This is a genomic window from Paenibacillus sp. FSL R5-0701 (genome assembly GCF_037973995.1).
Classification (GTDB): Bacteria; Bacillota; Bacilli; order Paenibacillales; family Paenibacillaceae; genus Paenibacillus.
The window spans coordinates 2,909,351-2,933,314 of the sequence record NZ_CP150230.1 but is presented as its reverse complement, the minus strand read 5'-3'; the positions used below and the strand labels follow the sequence as shown (position 1 = coordinate 2,933,314).

At 46.1% G+C, this 23,964-nt stretch carries 2 protein-coding genes; both read right to left on the bottom strand.

Features of this window, described 5'->3' with window-relative positions:
* Positions 1–56: 56 nt before the first annotated feature.
* Positions 57–7,877 carry an amino acid adenylation domain-containing protein gene (locus MKZ13_RS13250; protein WP_339184550.1) on the bottom strand — a complete coding sequence of 2,607 codons (7,821 nt, stop codon included), beginning with the start codon at positions 7,875–7,877 and terminating at the stop codon, positions 57–59.
* Positions 7,878–8,043: 166 nt separating this feature from the next.
* Positions 8,044–23,883, bottom strand: a complete 15,840-nt coding sequence (locus MKZ13_RS13245) for an amino acid adenylation domain-containing protein (RefSeq protein ID WP_339184548.1) — start codon at positions 23,881–23,883, stop codon at positions 8,044–8,046.
* Positions 23,884–23,964: the final 81 nt, after the last annotated feature.

The following is a 23,964-nucleotide window of genomic DNA, read 5'->3' as shown; positions in this document are numbered from 1 at the left end:
CTCCTTATTGGATCGTACCTAAGCTGTCCTAAACATGGGATGAAAATAGACAAATATTAATCCTCAATCAGCTCATATTCGCTTAATAAATCTTCAAGATCCTCTAATGACAAGTCACTAAATCCATAGTCGGTAGATGTCTTCTCCGTATGTTCTTTGCTGATACAGTGATTAATCACTTGTTCAATTGCTTCGATATAATAATGGTTTAAATTAAGAATCATTTCTTCTGAAAACGCAGACTTGGTATAGGTTGTGCTAAGGGCCAGGCTTCCGTTATAGATGGCTACATTCAGCTCAATCGGGTTCATGCGTGCAATGTGCTCGCCCATGCTTTCTCCCGGTTTAAAATGTGAAGCATGAACCCACCCGGAATTTGCGGATGCTCCGATCTCTCCCAAATAGTTAAATAGAATTGGAGCCTTCTTCTCCGCCTGTAACTCCGGCATCTGGGCCACATATTTCAGCGCTCCATAGCTAAAGCCTTTATGCGGTACCTTCCTTAATCCCTCTTTCACCCGTTTGATGGTGGTCGAAAGTTCGTCCTCCGCTTCACCCTCCAACAGAACCGGGTACAGGGTCGTAAACCAGCCCACGGTGCGGCTGAGATCGATACCCTCCAGCACATCCTCCCGGCCATGGCCTTCCAGGTTCACCTTCAGCTTCAGCTCACCCGTCAGCTTACGCACCGCAAGATACAGCGCACTGAGTAACAGATCATTGATCTCCGTCTGATAGGCCCGATTGCTCTCCCGCAGCAACTGTTGGGTGACTTCCGCACTCAGGGTGCTTTGCAGGGTATGGCTGTCCGCAAATCGATCCGGTTCCGCCGCTTCCTCTCGCTCTCCCAGGTTCAGTCCAGCCCCTTCCGCTGCAAGTCTACCCCAGTAGGCTCGCTCCTTGGCGGCATGCGGGCTGTTCGCGTAATCCTGCACGGCTTCTGCGAAACGCTGGTAAGAGTCGGTCTTCTCGCCCACATCCAGCGCTTCTCCCCGCTCCGCTTGCTGATACAGCACTTCCAGGTCTTCCAGTAGAATTCGCCAGGACACCCCGTCCACGACCAGGTGATGAATCGCCAGCAGCAGATGGTCTCCATCTTCGGCTTCAAACCACCCGACCTGCACCAGCTTGCCCTCTTCCAGGTTACATGCCTGCTGCACCCGGGTAGCCGCCTCATAGACCTGACGCTCCGGTTCATTCCAGTCCCGTATATCAAATCGGTGCAAGGTATACATCCGCTCTCCAGTTTGAACCGGACGGTTGAATTGGCGGATACTCCCATCTGGTTGTATCTCATATCTCATGCGCAGCGCATCATGATGCTCCAGCAACCGATCCAGCACTGGTTCCAGCACGTCCGGCTTGAACCCGGTCGCCCGATGCAGCATGAAGGACTGCGTGAAGTGATTTCGTTCCGTCGTGTTGTTCGCAAAAAACCACTGCTGAATCGGGGTCAGCTGCACTTCTCCTTCCACAGGCTCCTGGCTCTGGCGCTCACGTTGATCCCATTTCACATACGGGGAGAGATCCCGAATCTTTGGATAGGCAAACAAATCCCGAACCTCCATCCGCAGTCCCGCTCGGGCCAGACGTGATCCGATCTGGAGTGCCTTGATGGAATCTCCCCCGGAGACAAAGAACTGGTGATTGATGCCCAGCTCCTCCATGTTCAGCACATCACGCCAAACTTCCACCAGTAGGCGCTCCACCTCGCTACGCGGTGCTTCCGTCTCCGGCCCGGCAGGCAGATGGTGGTCCGGCTCTGGCAACGCCTTGCGGTCCAGCTTGCCATGGGACGTCAGCGGCAGCTGATCCAGCTCCACCACATAGGCCGGGATCATATAATCCGGCAGTTCCGCTTCCAGCCAGTCCCGAACAGTAGCAGCTGTCCACACTGCTTCACCTTTGGCTACAACATAGGCGCACAGCGCCCCATTTCCCTGCGGGTCCTGATGAGCCAGAACCGCTGTTTCCCGGATGGCCGGATGTTTCAGCAGTTGTTGCTCGATCTCGCCAAGCTCAATCCGGTATCCACGGATTTTCACCTGTTGATCGGTACGCCCCATAAATTGCAGTTGGCCACCAGGCAGCCAGCGCACCAGATCACCTGTCCGGTACATTTTGCCGCCGGGTTCATGCGGGTTGTCCACAAATTTCTCCGAAGTCATGTCCGGATTATTAAGGTAGCCCCGGGCTACACTGTTGCCGGCAATGTATAACTCTCCTGCTACACCAACTGGACACAGTTGATGATCACTATTCATCACGTACGTCCAGATGTTGGGGAGCGGCTTGCCAATCGGAATATTGCCGTGAACCTGATCTACCCGTTGGTAGGTGGTAGCGACTGTGTTCTCGGTAGGCCCATATGCATTAATCAGTGGGTAGTCAGGAAGAAACGAAAGTTTCAGCTGTTCTCCTCCAGCAATTAGCAAACGCAATGAGGTATTAGGTTGATGGATAAAAACTTCACACACCTTAGGCGGCAACGTGATCAATGTAATGGAGTGTGCATTCAAATATGCATTTAGCCGTGACATATCCAGGCGCAGCTGAGATGGGATGATGTGCAGCTCGGCCCCCACCACCAATGTCGGAAAAATATCGATAATAGACCCATCAAAAGTAATTTGCAAATAATTAGCTGCACGATCTCGCTCCGTGATCTGCTGAGATTCACTGAAGCCATAACATAAATTGGCGAATGATCCATGCTCAATTAATACACCTTTTGGCAATCCGGTTGAGCCTGAGGTATAAATGATGTAGGCCAAATCATGGTCATCATGCTTTATTCGGGACACACCATTCCGTTCCTGGCGGCCGCCCTTCTCCTCAATGCTCTGTAATGGTGAGCAAGAACTGTCAAGCACCAGAGTTTTAATGGAATGACTGTATTTTTTCACTTGGGACAACAAATGCTCTTGAGTTACAACCACGCTGGCACCGCTATCCTCCAGCATGTAGCGAATACGTTCCTCGGGAAAGGCAGGGTCCAAAGGCATATATGCCCCACCCGATTTGAGAATACCGAGTAAACCAACCATCATTTCCAATGAACGATCCATCATAATGCCTACAGGCATTTCTTTATGCAATCCAAGATCCAGCAGAGCTTCCGCAACATCGGTAGCCCGTTCATTCAGTTCGCTATAGGTTAGTTGTTGCCCATCATATACAACAGCTACTTTATCGGGAAAATGAATTGCATGGTCTGCAATCTGTTCCGGAACGGACTTTCGTTGGGCGTAGTCCCGAACATTGTTGTTGAACTGGTACAGCAGCAGCTCCCTTTCCTTTTCCGTCACCATGTTGATCTCACCAATGGTGCGTTGAGTATCTTTTACAATTTCTTTCAAAATTTCGTTATAATGCCCAGCCAGTTTCTCAATGGTCTCTTCTTTGAACAGCCTAGAGGCATACCCGTAAAACATCTCTATACCCTCCGCTGTTTCCAACGCGGTTACGCTCAGATCAAACTTGGCTGTGGGGTGACTGAACGGATAGTATTCAGCCAGCAAATCATTAGCGTCCATTCCCGTTGTCTGTTCAGCCTGAAGAGTAAACAGTGTATCGAATAGCGCACTCCGGCTTGCATCCCTTTTCACTTCAAGTTTGCTTACCAGTTCATCAAACGGATAGTCCTGATGGGCAAAGCCCTCAAGCGTAGTATCCTTAATATGATGAAGCAACTGCTGCAAGGACATATCGGGTTCAGGATAGAAGCGTAATGCCAGCGTATTAACAAACATGCCCACCATATCTTCCAATTCCGGATGCTCTCGTCCTGCCACCGTAGTCCCTATAATGATGTCATCCTGGGAAGTGTACCTGGCAAGAAGTATCGTATATGCGGTTAACAGCAAAACAAACAGCGTTACACCGTTTTCGGCAGCCAGCAAACGCAGTTTTTGTGTCAGTTCGGAATCCACTGCAAATTGAAGCCGGTTTCCTTCATGACTCTGAATCGCAGGTCGGGAGAAATCAAGCGGCAAATTTAACACGGGCAATTCACCTTTAAGCTTGTCTGTCCAGTATTGCTGGTGCTCTTGCCTTTGTTCCTGTTGTTCCGGGGCCAGAGACCATTCAGCATAATCTTTATATTGAAGGGTTAATGGTGCCAATTGTTTATGTTCATAGATTTGCCCTATTTCCTGAATAAGGATATCCATGGACACCGCGTCTGAAATCAAATGATGCATATCAAGACATAAATATTGGCTGGTCTCTGTTCGCCATAATGCAGCTCTGAACAAAGGGGCCTTCTCCAGATCAAAGGGTTGGATAAATGAATGTATGAACGGATCGAAATCCTTTTGCAACCCGCTGCCTACAAGAAGATAGAAGTTCACTTGGGCATGAATATGCTGCACGGGCTCACCATCGATTTCTGTAAAAGAAGTTCTCAGCCCTTCATGTCTATGAATCATTTCAAGCAATGTCTGCTCCATTCGTACCTGTTCAGCTTCTTTGGACAAACGGATAATAAGTGGCATGTTATACATCAAACCCGTTTGCTGCACCCGATCCAGAATGTAAAGTCTTCGCTGTGCTGCGGACAATGGATAATACGGTTTTTCGTTTGCCTTTTGGATTGGGCAAGTGCGCTGTGTCTCCACTGTTAGAAGCCATGCAGCCAGCTGCCTGATTGTAGGCATGTTAAAGATATCCTTGAGTGTAATCCGAAGCTCTAACTTTCTCTGAATGGCTGACATCATGGCAAATGCTCTCAAAGACTGACCACCCAGTTCAAAAAAGCTATGATCTACACCAATCGGCCGAAGTTCCAATATTTCTTCCCAAATGGATGCCAATATACATTCCAGCTCATTGCTTGGGGCCACATACGTCGTATTGGCCATGCTGTCCACATCGGGATGGGGCAAAACGTTAAGGTCCGCTTTACCATTGAGGGTACGCGGAATTTGCTCCAAGCTCATAAACCATGAAGGAATCATGTAAGCTGGCAATCGTTCTCTCGCATGTGTTTTCAGTTCATCAAAGCCATGTCCATGTTCTGGCGAATTCCAGACAATATAAGCGCATAGGCAGAGCTGACCCTGTTGGTCTTTTTGAGTTATAACTACAGCGTCGCTTACATCGGGATGATCTGCCAGATGATGCTCCACTTCCCGAATTTCAACGCGATATCCTCTGATTTTAATCTGTTCATCATTTCTTCCAAGAAACTCGATATTTCCATCCGGAAGCCATCTCCCCATATCCCCGGTGCGGTACATTTTGTTCCCCGATGCAAGCAGATGATCTACAAAACGGGATTGTGTGAGCTCGGCAAGGTTGAGATATCCCTTAGCGACCCCTGCTCCGCCGATATATAATTCCCCTGCTACACCAATCGGAACGGGTTGTTGATGTTCATCAAGTATAAACACCTCATAGTTACCAAGAGGACTGCCTATGGGAATTGACACTCTTCCTTCGTCCTGTGGCATCACACGATAATATGTAGCACATACCGTTGCTTCGGTAGGTCCATATGAATTGTACACCTGAGCCGAACCGACCATATTCCGGACATATTCGTATTTCAGGACATCCCCGCCACTGATAAATTTCATGTTGGCATGTGGACGCAGATGCCAGTTTTTGTCCAACTCGTTTAGAAGGAGCGGGGAACAGCTTAAGACAGTGATGTTCTCTTTTTCAATCTGCATAACCAGGTCATCTACATGCGTTTCGTTTAACTTGTCACTCAGGACAATACGCCCGGATACAGCCAGCAACGGAAATACTTCCTCAGTGAACGCATCGAAAGAAAAGGACACTACCTGAAGAACCGCATCCTCCTCTGTTAGCGGTACTCTGTTCAAAAATGTAGAAATATAGTTCAATACATTTCCATGAGTGGTCATGACCCCTTTAGGTGCACCCGTTGAACCGGAAGTGTAAATCACGTAGGCCAAATCTTCTTGCTCATTAACACCTTCCAGATTGTGTGGTTCCATACGTTCAATTTCCGGGTCGTCCATCTCCAGCTCGGATGTGATGTGGAGTCTGTCTCTCAAAGGACACCCGTTCAAAAGCAACACGGCCTCGCTATCCCTGAGCATGTATAATACTCGGTCATCAGGCAGTTCAGGATCAATCGGCATATATACAGCCCCCGCTTTAAGAACTGCAAGTATCCCAACAATCATATCCAAGGAACGCTCCACCATAACACCAACGATCGAATCGGGCTTCACCCCTCTCATTCGAAGCAGGCGTGCCAGCTTGTTTACTCGTTCATTAAGTTGCTTATACGACATGGATTTTTCCCCGTGGACTACTGCGATCCGTTCAGGTGTAGATGCAGCGCGTTCTTCAAACCAATCATTTAAGGTACCCTGGTACGAATCCACTCGCTTGCTGTTAAACTCATACAACACCTGATCCTCTTCATGACTGGACAACATGCGAAGCTGACTTACCTTTTGCGTGACGTTCAACGCAATCTCATTCAACACATTCATCAAGTGACTTAAAAAACGTTCCATGCTATTTTTGGCAAACAATCCGGAAGCATATTGCAGATCCAGTTTCATGTGACTTCCGTAATGAATTACGGTGAGACTGAGATCAAATTTGGAGACCGGTAGATCGAATTCACACATTTCCGCTTGAAGCTGACCAAGTTGGAACACATAATCCTCGGCGTGCTGCAAATCAAACATTGTATCAAACAGTGTGTGTCTGCTCCGATCCATAGGTAAGTTCAGTTTTTCAATCAGTTCATCAAAAGGATAATCCTGATTCTCATATGCAGATAAGGTATGCCTTCTCACCTGATTCAAAAACGCGACGAATGTCTGCTCCGGGTCGATGTTATGTCTTGTTGCTATTGTATTGGTGAACAAACCCATTACTGATTTGAGATGTTCATTCGACCTGCCTGCGATCGGGGTACCCACGATAATGTCTTTCTGTCCAGTATATTTAGATAAAAGGACTGCATAGGCTGATAAAAGCAGCATGTACATCGTTACGTCATGCTCATCGGCAAGACGCTGCAATTTTCTCGTTAATTCCTGATCCAATTGGGTAACCATTCGCTGACCGGCATAATTTTGCTCTGGCGGGCGGGCATAATCCAGAGGCATTTGAAGTTGTGGCAGTTCCCCACTCAGCGTATCCAGCCAATATGTCTCCTGCTTCTTCAGATCACCTGAACGTTCTTTGGCTTTCTCCCATGCTACATAGTCCTTGTACTGGATGGAAACAGGTGTCAACGGTTTTCCACTGTATAGTTCAGCCAGTTCATTCAAAAACAGCGCAAATGACATCCCATCGGATACAATATGATGCATATCCATGAGCAGTACATGATGATCTTGATCCAAGCGAACCAGTTCCGCCCGCAGCAGCGGAGCCTGCGTTAGATCAAAAGGTCGAATAAATTGTTTGATCTTGACCAAGATATCTGATTCATTCCGTTCGCTGAAATCAAGCTTAAACCGAATTTGAGGATGAATCTTCTGAGCAGGCTCACCCTGATCATCGACAAATGAAGTTCGAAGCGCTTCATGCCTCTCGATCACACGCCCAATCGCTGCTTCAAGTGAATCCAGTTCAAGATGACCCGTCAGCTTCACCGCCATTGGTATGTTATAAGCAATTCCCTGATCGTCCATTTGATGCAGAATATACATTCTTTTCTGAGCCCTGGACAAGGGGTACATCTCGTTGGTCGACTCTTGGGCCTTTGGAATAGGCGCATTCCATACTTCTTCCTGATGGATCAGAAACTGAATAAGTGCCTGTTTGTGTTCTTTAATCTGTGATTTAAGATCAGCATTGATTTCCTCACGCGGTCCAATCATTTTGATTTTTCCGTCTTGATGGTACAATTTCACGTTCTTCTTCTGTAAATGATTCATAAACTCCGCTATGTTCATAGGAATTCACCATTCCTTTCAGTATGACGCCTAAGACGTGGAATTCCGGGAGAAACTGCACCTCTACACCGCATCTAATGAAGGGGCTATCTGTGATGCAGTCTCTCACGGATCATTGACTCATTTATTGTACATAAAGAACGAACTGCTAAATCTCTTCTTCCACATATTCATTCACATCAGGGCCAGCTGTGCTACCGCCCAATATATGAGAGGCCTGTTGTTTAATCGTTGGATACTCAAAAAATTGACTGATTTTTAATTCCATTTGCAACTTTCGGTTAGTCAACTGAACTGCATGCATCACTTTCAGGGAGTTCCCGCCGCATTCAAAGAAATGGTGGGCGGTGCCTATCGGCTTCACATTCAGCACTTCTTCCCATATGTTTACTAGCTGTTCCTCCACATAATTGGAAGGTGCCTCATACGTTGTCTCTGATTTGACTGCGATCTCAGGGCGAGGCAACGCATGGCGGTCTATTTTCCCGTTTGGCGTAAGTGGGAGCTGCTCCAATACCTTGAAATAGGAAGGAACCATATAGCCTGGCAAACGGGCTTCCATATAGGATTGCATATCCACCCGATTGACTTCTTTCAGGACGGTAAGGTAAGCACACAATGTATCCTGCCCACCCGAATCTTTGACAGCTACAACCGTGGCTTCACGGACATGCTCATGCGAAATCAGTATCTGTTCAATCTCCCCAAGCTCGATCCGATAACCTCTCAGCTTCACCTGATGATCCATTCGCTCCAAAAATTCAATCATTCCGTCAGACTGTCGGCGTACCCGATCACCAGTACGGTACATTCGTCCATGAAGCTGATATGGATTGTTGACAAATTTGGCTTCAGTCAGCTCTTCATTGTTCAGATAACCGAGACTTAATCCATCACCTGAGAGATAAAGCTCTCCAGGTACTCCATTTGGAACAAACTGTTGATTGTCGTCCAGAATCCATGCAGATGTGTTCGCAATGGGCTTGCCAATCGGAAGACTTCCATCATTGTCACCTATGGCTTGTACAGGGTAACTTGTTGCAAACACTGTACTTTCCGTAGGACCATATACGTGAATCAGTTTATCTGCTCCCATATGAGAAAGAGCTCTTCGGGCATGGGAGACCGAAGCCCGCTCCCCTCCAAACAGGAGTTTTCGAAGTCCAAGCAAACAATGAGGCGCACGATCAACCAGCAGGTTGAACAAAGCAGTCGTCATGAAACAGACCGTAATTCTCTCCTCTGTCAGCACTTTGGACAATTGGTTAATATCCAGCAGTGTCTCCTGTTCAATCATGACCAGCCTCGCGCCGTTTAATAGCGCTCCAAAGATGTCAAATATCGAGCCATCAAAGGCATAATTTGAAAGCTGCAATATCGAATCGGATGCAGAGATCTGAATATAATTTGTATCTTTCACTACCCGAATGGCATTGGCATGGGAGATCATTACACCTTTTGGTTTCCCCGTAGAGCCCGAAGTGTAGATAATATAAGCCAGATCGTCTCCGGCCTTATCCTCGGATGCCAAGGTTGGTGCTGATTCCTTCATGCCTATGCTCTCTAATCGGATGGTGTCTTCAACATTCGCATGTACATTCATGACTTCAGTGACGCCTGTGAAATCCTCCATCCATTGTTCCTCCGTAAGTAGCAAGGCTGCAGCGCTGTCATGCAGCATGTGCACAATTCGTGCTCTTGGCCATTCGGGATCGATCGGTAAATAGGCTGCTCCGGATTTGAGAATTCCAAGAATACTTATAATCATCTCGGAAGAGCGTTGTACCATCAGTCCTACGATGGATGAATTTTGAATGCCTCGCATGCGCAAACGTTCCGACATCTGATTTGATTTCTCCTGCAGCTCCAGGTAGGTGAACTGTTTTTCATGCATGACCAATGCAACTGCATCCGGAGTTCGCTCTGCCTGTTCGTCGAATAGCTGAGATAATGTCTTTTCTTTGGGATATGGTGTCATCGGGCCATGGGATAACAACTCCATCTTATGGCGGGCCTGCTCGCCAATAAGAGCAATTTCGCTTACACGAATATTCTGGTTTGCACTAATTTGCTCCGCCACGTAGAGAACATGATTACCCAGACCATTCATCAGATCTGAATCCAGTACGTTACTGTTATAAGACCATTTAAGTCTGAATGTATCGTCCAGAACAGCAGTCACACTCAAATCATAGTGTGTATGCTCATTGCCATAAACGCGCTCCAGCGTGACTCCTGTCACATGCTCCGCCGCAAGGCTCGCAGCCTGTTCATTACCAAAATTTTGGAATACCAGTACATGGTCAAGCAAATCAGCTTTTAATTCACTTTGATCCTGTATATCTGCCAGGTGAACATAGCCATACTTTTGACCTTCCATCCCTTCCTGTTGAACCCTGCGGAGAACATTGGCAAAAAGCTCATCCGATTCAAGCTTCACCCTCGTAGGAATCGTGTTAATAAACAACCCGACCATATTCCCTATTCCTTCAACATCTGCGTCTCGCCCGGAAATGACTGTGCCGTATACGACATCTTCTGTACCACTGTATCTGCACAAGACCATGCCCCATATTGCCTGAATCAACGCATTAAATGTAACCTGATGGTTCACAGCGAACTGTTTTAGCTGACTTGTGAGTTCACGCGGGAATTGAATTTCCTGCTCCCGCAACGTTGGCGCTGCTGTATCCAGGTTAGCCCCTGTTTTGGGCAAAGAGACTCGTTCATAGTAGCCCTGGAGATACAGTTTCCAATAAGCCAGTGCTTCCTCCTTGTTCTGTTGATCAAGCCAGTCGAGGTAGTCCCCCAGCGGCCTGGTTTCTTCCAGCATTTCAGGCTGCCCAGCCTGCTGACTGGCATAAATCTCAAACATTTCATGAATCAGGATGTCCAGACACCAGCCGTCCAGCAAAATATGATGATGACTGATGACCAGTGTGTACGCATCCACCCCTCTGGAGATCAGACAGAATCTGATTAATAACTCCCGGCTGAGGTCAAACCCTCTTTCCTGATCAGCAGTCATGAACTGCTCCATCCGTTGAAGCTGTTCATCCTGGCTCTTTCCGGTCCAATCCAGCATCAACCATTCAGCCTGCTGCTGGTCAATAATAAGCTGGCGAGGTTGCTGTACAAGTTGATATTCAAATATGGAACGAAGCCCTTCATGGCGCTGTATCACCCGTCCAAAGCTGTATTTCAATATCTCCATATCAACGTTACCCTTTAATTCCACAAATACCTGCTCAAAATAGGCGTGTGATGTTTCTTGCTCCAGCGAATGGTACAGCATGCCGGATTGCATTAAGGTCAACGGATAAATTTTGCTAATCACAAGTGGATCAACCCTATTTTGTATGGCTTCCAACTCCGCTATGGATACAGGATGCTTCCCATAATCGGACGGGGTTCTCTCTGTGCCCTGCTTGTTCCGGCAGTGTTGAACGATTTGATGCAAGTTGTAAATGAACAACCGATTAAGCTGTTCAGCAATGTCACCTTCATATGCTCCATCACTGTAAGTCGTATGAACGGTGAACTTTCCATCCATTACAACTGCATTTATTTCAAAATCATGCGCTCTGATGAGCTGCCCACCCACCGTTTGTCCTACCGGGATATGAGACGAACTGAACAAGTTCCGTTCCAAACTGCTGTCCAGTTCACCCATATAATTGAACAAAATAGATGCTTCCTTTTCATCTGCAAAACCATGCTGATCAGCAGCCATATACTTGAGAATTCCGTATCCGATGCCTTTATTGGGAACGGCTCTCAGTGTTTCCTTGACTGTTTTAATTGCTTTAGGCAATTCCAGCTCTTGACACAGGTCAAATACTACCGGATATACCGATGTAAACCATCCGACCGTTCTGCTGACATCCAGCTCGGTTTCAAGTCCTTGTCGGCCATGCCCCTCCAGCATGATTTTGAATCGGGATTGACCGGTCATTTCGGTTACACTTAGCATAAGTGCAGTCAACAGAATGTCATTAATCTCCGTTTGGTAGGCTCTGTTTGTCTGTTGAAGAAGCCAGCCGGTTTGTTCACGATCAAGCTCAGATACAAGGGTAGCGCTATGACCATGGTCATGGACTGTGTCCGTTGTTTGGCGCTGAGAATCCAGGAATGGCGTATACACACTGGACACGTTTTTCCAGAACGCCTGCTCCTTTTGCAAAAGGTGATGTTTGGAATACGACTTTAATGCAGCAGCAAATTGCTGGTAAGAGACGGTTTTGGGTCCCACATCAAACGGCTTTTGTTCAACCGCTTGCATGTATAACGACTCCAAATCTTCGAGCAAAATTCTCCAGGACACACCATCCATGACCAAATGATGAATAGTGATTAACAGGTGATCGCCTTCATCAAGCCGGAAGAGCCGGAGTTTAACGAGCTGTCCCTCATGAATCCGCATTTTCTTATGCAATAACGATGCCTGCTCTTCAATGAATGCCTCTGCCTCTGGTTGTGCTGCGCCTCTGACATCCACAATATCGAACTCAAACATACCGCTTCTATAGCTCGGGATAGTCTGGATCATTTCTCCAGAAGAGTTATATTCATAAACCATCCTTAACACGTCATGATGCTCCATCAGTTTATCGAAACTAAGCCGAATGGCGTTCTGATCGAACCCATCCTGCCCGAATAACATAAAAGCCTGATTGTAATGGTTGTGATCCGTATCGTTTCTTGCAAAAAAGCGCTGCTGAATGGGCGTTAGGAAAACCTCACCTGTCACCTCAGCATTCCCAGTAGTTGGGGTCTGGGACTGCTTAACATATGGACTAAGCTGCCGGATCGTCGGGTTGGCAAAGAGATCCTTCATCTCTACTTTCAAACCCAGCTTGGACAATCCGGAAATCGTCTGAAGTGCCTTGATGGAATCCCCACCCATAACAAAAAAGTTGTGATGAATCCCAATGGAATCCAGATTCAAGATGTTCTCCCATATCTGAACAAGCTTTTGCTCTTTGTCATTCCTCGGCGATTCATACTTCGAGTCATCCAGTATGCTGTTGCCCGGTTCAGGGAGACGGGAGCGATCCACTTTTCCGCTTACCGTTCTCGGCAAGTGGTCCATTTTGACAAAATGGGCTGGTATCATATATGAAGGAACCTGTAACTCAAGTTTCTCACGCACGTCCATAATGGAGATCCCCGGATCAGTGATCACAATATAAGCACACAGATAATCATTACCACTGTCATCCTGACCTGCATTAACATATGCCTCTTGAATTACCTCCAGGCGGGTTAACTGGTACTCCACTTCCCCCAGTTCAATTCGATAACCACGGATTTTAACCTGATCATCCTGTCTACCAACAAATTCAATGGTTCCATCCGGTAGCCATTTGGCGGTATCGCCTGTACGATACATTTTCCGATCGTTGTCTACAGGTGAGTCCACAAACTTCTCTGCCGTAAGATCCGGTTGATTCAAGTAACCGCGTGCTACACCTTCACCAGAAATACACAGCTCACCGGGTACACCAACCGGCTGAGGACGATTGTAACGATCCATAATCAGAATACTTGTATTCCGGATCGGTCTACCAATCGGAATCGTTCCTGATCGCTCGCCTATCCCATACATGATTCTGTTCCAAGCCGCGTCCACCGTGCATTCCGTCGGTCCATATACGTTTGTAACGTTTGCTCTCATTCCAGGGAGCGTGGTATATACTTCATCGAGAAGATCGAAGGTCAGCACGTCCCCACCAATGATCAGCTCTTGCAGTTCATACTGCTGTTTGCATCCGTTCGAGGCCAGAGTGAGCAATTTCAGATGAGCAGGCGTACCATCGGACACATGAATATGATGATGAGCATAATAATTCAGCAAAAGATCTGCTTCCCAGACTGTGCTCTTAGGCACGATATGCAGTGCATGTCCCAGCAGCAAAGCAGCAAAAATCTGCTTCACCGAGGCATCAAAGATATATGGCGCAATCAATGCAATATTCAAAGGGGTCTCATAGTGCTGATATATCGCTTCCACCAATCCGTCCACCAGATTGTGAACATTGTAATGTTCAACAACGACGCCTTTGGGTTTGCCAGTAGAACCCGAAGTATAAATGACATAAGCCGCATCGCTGGAATGGTTGATCAAGTCCGGTTCACGTACTGGTTCACGTAGCCCTGAACGATCCAATGCATCCAATAAAATAACTGTACCTTCAAACACAAGGTCATCCACCATGGAATGATCTGCTGTACATAATAAACGCGCACCACTGTCAGTCAGCATATAACGCTTACGCTCAGTAGGAAGTTCAGGATCGATCGGCATGTAAGCCGCACCTGATTTGAGCACACCTACAATCGCAACGATCATATTTATGGAGCGCTCAACCATCACAGCTACAATGTGATTTGGTCCTGCTCCTTCCTGACGTAACTCGCAAGCCAGGACATTCGCCCTCTCATTCAACATGCGGTAGGTCAGCTGTTCATTCTCGAAAACTAAAGCGATGTTGTCCGGATTGTGTTCAACCTGCTCCATAAACATCTGGACCAATGTTTTGTCCCGTTCATAGGCCTGTCTCGGCGGGTTGAACCCTGTCAGAACGGTTTTCTCAGGTTGCGTCAGAATATCCAATTGATCCAGTCGTACTTCTGGAGCAGCAGCGACCTGTCTCAATATCTCGACAAAATGTTCAGCAAAGCGCTGAATACGCTCCGCCCGGAACACATCCGTGTTATATTCCAGTTCGAGATTCCAGCTCAGGTTGGTTTTGTTCATTCTGGCCGTCATATCAAATTTGGAACGTTGAATGCCATCTTCAAGCAAACCGGCCTCTACATCGTTCATCTGGAGATCAAGATGATCTGTATTTTGAACAAGCATGACGTCAAACAGTGGATTGCGTGAAGGATCACGCTTCACATCAACCTGTTCCACCAAACGTTCAAATGGATATTCCTGATGCTCATAGGCCTGAAGTGTATTTTCCTTCACCTGTTCCAGATACTGCTGGAAGGTATAATGGCCCAGCGGCGCATTTCTGAGAACTATTGTGTTTACAAACATGCCGACAACACGGTTGAGATCATCATGATTCCGACCTGATACCGGTGTACCAATCAGGATATCTTCCTGTCCGGTATATCTGGAGAGCAGTGTTGTAAATGCCGAGACAAACAGCATATACATGGTGGCTCCCTGATCATTGGCCAGCTGCTCAAGGGAAACCGTCAGTGTTTCATCCAGATGCAAACGAATCTGATCACCATTAAACGTCTTAGTCTTCGGCCGTGGAAAATCCAAAGGCAGGTCAAGAACCGGAACCTCTTCCTTCAATACATCAGCCCAATATTTCTCATGCCGCATCGAGTCACTGTTAGATTGTCGCTCGTGTACCCAGAGTGAATAATCCTTGTACTGTGTAGCGACAGGTGGCAATTTTTTGCCATTGTAGAACTCGGCCAGTTCATGCAATAGAATCCCGATCGAAATTCCATCTGAAATCATATGATGCATGTCAAACAAAAGGACATGTTCATCTGCTTTGGTTTGCACAAGTTCAGCCCGCATCAGCGGAGCTTTTTCTAATGAAAAAGGTTGTACCCACTCGGATAGAACAGGTGGTTCCCCTGCGGTATGGAGGGAACTATACTGAACTTCAAAGTCGACGCTTGGCATAATTCGTTGAGCAGGCTTACCCTGATTCATGACAAATGAAGTTCGAAGCGATTCATGTCTTGCAATCAGGCGGGAGAACGCCTCATTCAATTGTTTTTTATTTATGCTTCCCTTTAATTTCATAGCAAGAGGCATATTATAGGCTGTATCCGTAGGATCCAGATTGCTCAAAATATAAATTCTTTGCTGCGCTGCTGATAAATCATACAAGGACTGCAATGGCGCATGGGGAATAGATGTATATTTGCTTTTTTTATGATCCAGAATGAATTGGGCCATGCCACGGATTGTAGGCGTACGGAAAATCTGTACCAGTGGCATTTCTACCTGCATCTCCTTGTGTAATCTGGAGATTAGTATGGTCGCCAGCAGGGAATGTCCGCCAATATCAAAGAACCGGTCATGGACACCCACATTTCCAATCTTTAGAATGTCCTGCCAAAGAGTGACCAGTGCAATTTCAACCGGATTCCTTGGTGGTTCATACGCGATAGCTGTTCGGTTGTCCGATAGTGTCGGAATCGGCAATGCCTTACGGTTCACTTTACCATTAGCTGTTAAAGGCAAACGATCCATTATGACGAGATGGGCAGGCACCATATACGAAGGCAAACACCGAGTCAATTCTTCTTTAATCTCATCGATGAATCCCACAGGATACCCCTCATGACAAACCACATAGCCGCAAAGAAATGTCGAACCTGCCGGGTCTGTATGCGCGACAACTGTCGCCTCTAACACCCCTGGGTTCTGCAAAAGCAGATGTTCAATCTCTCCAAGCTCAATACGGAATCCCCGTATTTTCACCTGATCGTCCATACGACCCAAATATTCAATATTGCCATTCGAAAGCCAACGAACCCAATCTCCGGTCCGATACATCCGTTGTTCTGGATTAAACGGATGTTGAACAAACTTCTCTGCCGTTAACTGCGGCCTGTTCAAATACCCTTTTGCAAGTCCGGCTCCGCTTATGCACAATTCACCCGGAACCCCTATAGGCGAAAGCTGGTCACTGCCACTCAGAATAAACACGTTGGTATTCGGCAGTGGTCGACCTATAGGAATATTGGAATACATCTGATCTATGGTAAAACTTGTGGTGACGACTGTATTTTCAGTTGGTCCATAATTATTTACAACCTCATAGTTTCGGGATTCAAAATAATTCAGCTTGTCTCCCCCCGTCAGCAATGTTCGAAGGGAACGATTCTCCTGCCGGATAAACTGCTCGCAAATCGCTGTAGGCAGGAACGCAATACTAATCTGATGCTGATGGAAGTAATCATTGATGCGCACCACATCCAGCCTGATTTCATCCTGAATCAGATGTACGGAAGCTCCTGACAACAGGTATGGGAACAATTCCCACACAAAAGCATCAAAGCTCAAGCTTGCATAGCTGGCACTGCGATCAGCATCGGTAATCTGATACCGTTTATGATGCCATGTACACAAATGAACAAGCGATTGGTGTGAAACCATCACTCCCTTGGGCTGACCTGTGGAACCTGATGTGTAAATGACATAAGCCAGATCCCGACTTTGCCCCCGTATTGGTTGCAAGGAAGAGGAGACCAGAAATTCGTCCGTTTGCAAAAGTTCAGTCTGCAAATCAATGAGATGGACAGAGCTTTCTTTTCCCTGAACGACATGTTCAAACCGTTCCTTCGGTGTTAATACCCATTGGGTCTGACTGTCTTCAAGCATGTAATGGATACGATCATTTGGATAGGCTGGGTCAATGGGCAAATATGCTCCGCCTGCTTTTAGAACCGCCAGCATTCCGATCACCGCATCGATTGAACGCTCTGCGAGGACCCCGACGATGTTGTTATCACGCACTCCTTTTTTCCGTAGTAGATCAGCAAGCTGTTCACTTCGTTGGTTCAACTCGCGATAGGTTACATGATTTTCGCCCATCACCAGAGCAACATGATCCGGTGTACGTCTCACTTGCTGTTCAAAGAGCTCATCCACAGTTTGATGCAACGGATACTCCATAGATGGTGAATTAAAGGTATGAATCAACTGATCTCTTTCTCTCGGAGACACACTTTCAATCTCGCTAAGCGGCTGTTCCAGACCGGATATCATGTTGCCTACTAAGGCAATATAGTTTTCACTCATGCGCTGAATGGTTTCCTGACCAAACAAATCGGTGGAGTACTCCACGTTAAGCACGATTTCATTTTCAAACTCAAGGATGTTGAATGTCAGATCAAATTTTGCATTATCCAGATTAAACATGACAGGCGACACCTGCATACCCTCTTTTTCACGAGTAAACAGCGAAGCGTTCTCTAGCGAAAACATCGTGTCAAACAACGGATTACGATTGAACTCACGCTGCGCACCTGTTTTTCGCACCAGTTCATCAAATGCATACTCTGAATGTTCAAAGGCTGCTACGGTTGATTGTTTGATTTGCTCAATAAACTGTCTGACCGTATCCGATTCGTTCATCTGGTTTCGCAATGCAATGGTGTTCACAAATACTCCAAACATATGTTGTAACGGCTCATGCAGACGGCCAGAGGCAGCCGTACCCACAACCAGGTCTTTCTCATGTGTATACCGGTGCAGTAATAGGAAATAGGCACTAAGCATCACCATATACAACGTTGATCCGGTATCCTTGGCAAGCTGCCTGATGTCGCAGGTCAGGCTCTCGCCCAAGTGATTGTAGATGTTGTTTCCTTCATACCTGTTAACTTCAGGTCGTTTGAAGTCGTACGGAAGCTCAGGTGTTGGCGGGGTACTACTATATATATCCAGCCAGTACGCCTCCTGTTTCGCCATCTCATCCGAATGACTGTACTGTTCCTGCCATGCCGTATAATCCTGATAATGCACATCAACGTCTGGCAGAATTGAGCCACTGTAGAGCTCCAGCAATTCGTTCATCAATATGCCTTGAGATGTACCGTCAGCCACAATATGGTGGAAATTTATAATAAACAAATGACGTCCATGGCCAATTCTCACCAGTTTTGCCCTCATTAAAGGAGGCTGGCGGAGATCAAAAGCTTGAGTGGACTGTTTGCACAGGTTGCTTGTCAAACGAACGAGTTCATGGTCATTTGTATCGAGTTCTCCAAGATCATCATATTCAAGTTCAAAGGCTACGTTTGTATGAACCGTCTGAATAAGCTCATCCTCTATCACTTCAAATCCAGTTCTCAGTATTTCATGCCTCTCAATAAACGTTTGAAGCGCTCTCTCAAGCCGTACGAAGTGTACTTCTCCTTCCATAAGCAACGCCATGGGAATGTGATAAGCTCCCCTATTATTTTCAAGCAGCGAGAGGGTGTACATGCTTCTCTGGGCTGCAGAAGCCTTATACCGGTCACGGCGACTTAACTTCTCAATGATCACAGCAGGTTTGACATGTGCTTTGGTAACCAAGTATTGTTCCAAGCTGTATATCGTATCATTTCGGAACATTTCACCAATGGGAACTTCAACATGAAGACGCTTCTTCACTTCAGCCACCATTGCCATAATTTTCAGCGAATCTCCGCCGAGATCAAAACAGCTTACGTTCAGGCCAATCTGCTTCAAGCCAAACACATCACTCCAGATCTGAAGCAGCTGTTCCTGAATGGAATTGACAGGCTCTGTATCCACTACAGCATGTTCACGAACAGTGAGTTGATGCTGCCTTGCCACTTGTTCAAGTGTCGCTTTGTTGACCTTGCCATTGGCAGTAAGCGGAACTTCATCTACATTCAGGAACATGGACGGAACCATGTAATTTGGTAATTTACTTTGCAAAAGGGCTTTCAGTGGCAGTGTGTCCACATCCTGATCTGTAACAACAAAGGCAACAAGGCTCTTGACTCCGTTCTCGTCAGCAACATCAATAACGGCTGACTTTTGCACATCTTCAGCTTGCAAAAGTACGTTCTCAATTTCACCAAGTTCTACCCGATAACCTTTGATTTTGACCTGGCTATCTTTTCTGCCCAGGAACTCCACATAACCTTCGGATCGAAGGACACCAAAATCGCCTGTCTTGTAGATGTACCCGAACTGTGGATGAACAATGAATGACTGTCTTGTTTTTTCCTCGTCATGAAGATAACCGCTTGCTACACCGCTTCCTCCAATGTACAATTCCCCCTCAACATCTACAGGGCATGGTTGAAGTTGTCTGTTCAGCACATGAATTTGTTGATTGGCTAGTGGTCTACCATAAGGGATACTCTTCCATTGCTCAGACACTGCCGTGATTGGGTAATAGATGGACCATATCGATGCTTCAGTGGCTCCTCCCAAACTAACCACCTCAGATTCAGGAAATACGTCTACTATTTTCTGAGGAAGCCGCAGAGATATCCAGTCACCACTAAGCAATACCAGACGAAGGTCGTTGTTCTTCTCTCCCGGTGAATACAGATCAACACACATGTCCATAAGAGCAGGAACCGAATTCCAAATGGTGATTTTTTCTTGTTCCATCACGTTCTTGAGCTGAAACATGTCACGCTGATCATCAATAAGAACCAGGCAAGCCCCGCTGCTGACTGCGCCGAAAATATCATAGACGGATAAGTCAAAACATAATGAAGATATGCCCATCATTCGATCACTGGATGTTACGTTGAATCTTTCATTCATATCCAGGATCGTATTGGCTGCTGCGCCGTGCTTGATCTGCACACCTTTGGGCTTGCCCGTGCTGCCAGAAGTAAAAATAACATAGGCCATATCATCATTCGTCACTCTGCTGTTTATGGATTCCGCAGAGTAGGTTTCTAACGATTCCGTCTCATATAGCTCTGGCATGATGAAAAATTTACAGTTGGCCTTTTCGCGAATATATTGCTTACGCTCCTCCGGATAGTCCGGATCAAGCGGAATATAAGCTGCTCCCGCTTTGAGCACACCGAATATATTCACAATGGTGTCAATGCATCTCTTGCCATACACACCAATATAATCGCCCCGCTGTACTCCGTGATCGATCAAATACCTAGCTATCTGATTCGATCTGCGTTCCAACTCTATGTAACAAATGGAACGTTCATGATGCTGAATCGCCACCCGATCTCCTAATCTGGTCGCTGTTGCAGTTAACAGGTCATGCAAAGGCTTCAGAGTAAACGGTTTGCTCGTATCGTTATACTGTTTGATGAGTTGCCTGCTCGCTTGACTTAACTCAAGCTTGGTAACTTGTGTTGCAGAGATCACTTGGTTCAGAATGTTCAGATACTGCTGGAACATAGATTCAATCACTTCTTGTTCAAACAATTGATCCACAAAGTCCCATGTGATATACAAACCGCCATTGATTTCATAGACCTGATTATCAATATAAACCTGTGAGGTTCTTGTACTGAAATACTTGATCTGGTCAAAGTTAAACAAAGCGTCAAATGAATCTTCCACATTTTCATTTAAGACACTTGTAAATACAATTGGCATGACTGCTCTTTTGTGCATATCATGTTTTTTGCCCAATTGTCTTATAAAATCAACGCCATCATAATGTCTGTGATCCAATGCATCCAGCAATGAATGTTGCACTGACTCTGTAAATGTCCAGAACGAATTCAGAGATTTTTGGGCATCAATATCCAGCAGCATCAGCGTTGTAAAGTCTCCCGCCATCCTCTTCACATCTTCATGAAACGGAATCCGGTTAAATACGGTCAGGTTGACCCCAAATCTCTCCTGGTTTGACCAATGCGCAAGTACATAGGCATAGGCTGAGCATAAAATGGAAGTTGGGGTAACGTTATGCTGCCTTGCCTGCTGTTTAAGCTTGTTCCAATGTTCACCCGTTATAAAGTTCGAGAATTTGCTGAATTGGGGCACGTTTATGTCTGCCGGATTACATTTGAGCGGCAAAGTCGGAGAACCCGGAAAGTCTTCCAGCTTGTCCATCCAGTAGCGCTGATCCTTGAAATAACGTGCAGACTGTTTGAAACGTGCCATTGCCTGAACGTAGTCCCTGAAATTATATTGAAGCTCCGGCAGCTCCTGATCCCCGTTCGCATAGAGCCATTTGAATTCCTTGATGAGCAGTTTCAAGCTGCTGTCATCACAGATAAGCGGGTCCAGATTCAGAAAAAAATAATATTGATTCTCTGACATCCGGTAAGCTTTCATTTCAAATAATGGCCAATCGCTTGGAACAATCACTTTTGTCATCATTCGTTGTCTCTCTGCTTCCATTTGCGAGCTACGATATGCCGTATCCCATTCTGACACGTCTATCACTTCTACCGTGTATAACGGTGGACTTTTCAATATTTGCTGTGTCCCGTTCTCGTACACAACTGTTCGTAATATAGGATGCCTATTGATCAATTTCTGCAAAGTTGCATTAACCAAATCCATATCCGCCTCGGCCTCGAATTCGACCGTAAAATTGGTTGCAGCTCCACCCAGCTCAAATGCAGGGTCACGTCCAATCAAATAAGCCAGCTGAATACCCGTAAGACCAAATGGCTCAAGCATATTGGCAGGATCACCTTGATCCGTAAAGTAAGCCTCCGTGTTATCCTCATCATTATTTTCTTCCAAAAATGTTGCTATATTTTGGATCGTTCCAAGACGGAAAAGCTGGTTTAATGGCAGACTTGCACTTAAATCCTCATTAATCCGTGCAATCACTTCAATGGCATTAAGGGAATGACCGCCCAGATGTGCAAAACTGTCATTTACACTCAATTGCTCGATCTGTAGTACATCCTTCCAAATCATGGACAGGTGTTGTTCCAACTCTGTTGTCGGAGCAACGTATTCCCTGCCTGAATGGATGCTGCTATCCGGCTCAGGTAATTCACTTTTGTTAATCTTGCCATTAGCAGTCAACGGAAGCAGCTCCAGTTTGACATAATAGCTTGGCACCATATACTCCGGTATTCTCTGTTCCAGGAAAAGACGCAGCTCCTCAATCGAGCTTTCTTGGGTCAACACCATATATGCACACAGATAGGCATGGCCTGCATCGTTTGTTCGCATCATGACAAATGCCTCTGCTACCGCATCATGCCGGGACAAATGGGTTTCAATTTCACCCAGCTCGATCCGAAAACCACGAAGCTTCACCTGTTGATCCATTCGATCCAAAAATTCAAGGGTATGCTCAGGCGTCCAGCGAACCAAATCACCCGTGCGGTACATCCGTTCTGATGTAAATAAGGGATGCGGAATGAATTTTTGTTCTGTGAGTTCATCGTTATTCAAATAACCGAGCGCAAGTCCATCACCGGATATGCATAATTCACCGGTTGCTCCAACAGGGACGGGATGATCATGCTCATCCAATACCAGAACGGAGGTATTAGCGACTGGAATGCCAATCGGCACTGTAAGCGCTTCCTTTTCGATTTCATTTACAGGATAATATGTGGCAAAAACCGTGCTTTCCGTAGGTCCATAAACATGAATAAGCTTATCGCTCCCCATATAATCAAGCGCTTTTTTTACATGTGTTAACGAAACTCTTTCCCCGCCAAAGAGCACTTTGCGAACCGATTGGAAGCAGGATATTTCACGTTCCACGATAGCATTAAAAAAAGCAGTTGTGATGAACATAACGGTAATCCCATTTTTTTTAATGGAGCGGGCCAGGCTGGGCATGTGAAGTGCCTCTTCCTTCTGAATAATGACCAATCTTGCTCCGTTCAGTAGAGCTCCAAATATTTCAAACACCGATGCATCAAATGAATAGTTGGACATCTGAAGCATGCGGTCCTGCTCCGTAATGGTGATGTAATTGGTATTACATACAACACGAATGGCTGATCGATGAGAGATCACCACTCCTTTGGGGAGACCCGTTGATCCCGATGTATAAATGATGTAAGCCGGATCTTCTGCCTGATTAATATCCGTCAATGCATCGGATGGAAAGTCACAATAATCCTCAATGGTGGGATGAATAACCTCCAAACCGATACATTCTATGTAATTCTCTTCAGGATGAGATGTCAGCAGCATACATGCCCCACTATCCTTGAGCATATAATTCACTCGTTCCCCAGGTGTTTCGGAATCAATCGGTAAATAAGAAGCCCCTGATTTGAGAACGGCTATTAAAGCAATTATCATTTCAGGGGATCTCTCTAACATAATACCGATTATTTTGTCGCGGTCTGCTCCCTTCTGACGAAGAAGTGCGGCAATCTGGTTTGAATACTGATCTACTTCCTTGTACGTATATTGAATGGTGTCTGAGGCTACCGCAATGGCATCGGGATGCAAGCGGGCCTGTTCTTGAAATAACTGATGGATGGTATGATTGCGGGGATAGTCTGTTCTATTCTCGTTCACTGTCGGATTCTCTCTGATATTGGAATGTCCAGTAATCATAACGATATCCTTCCTTTGCAAGCAGAATACTTTTATTATATTATCCTAAAATTTCCATGTCAATCTATTTACTTATTTGCT

Coding starts and splice junctions, on each gene's coding strand:
- MKZ13_RS13250 (WP_339184550.1), bottom strand. CDS start 7,877: ATGAATCATTTACAGAAGAAGAACGTGAAATTGTACCATCAAGACGGA.
- MKZ13_RS13245 (WP_339184548.1), bottom strand. CDS start 23,883: ATGATTACTGGACATTCCAATATCAGAGAGAATCCGACAGTGAACGAG.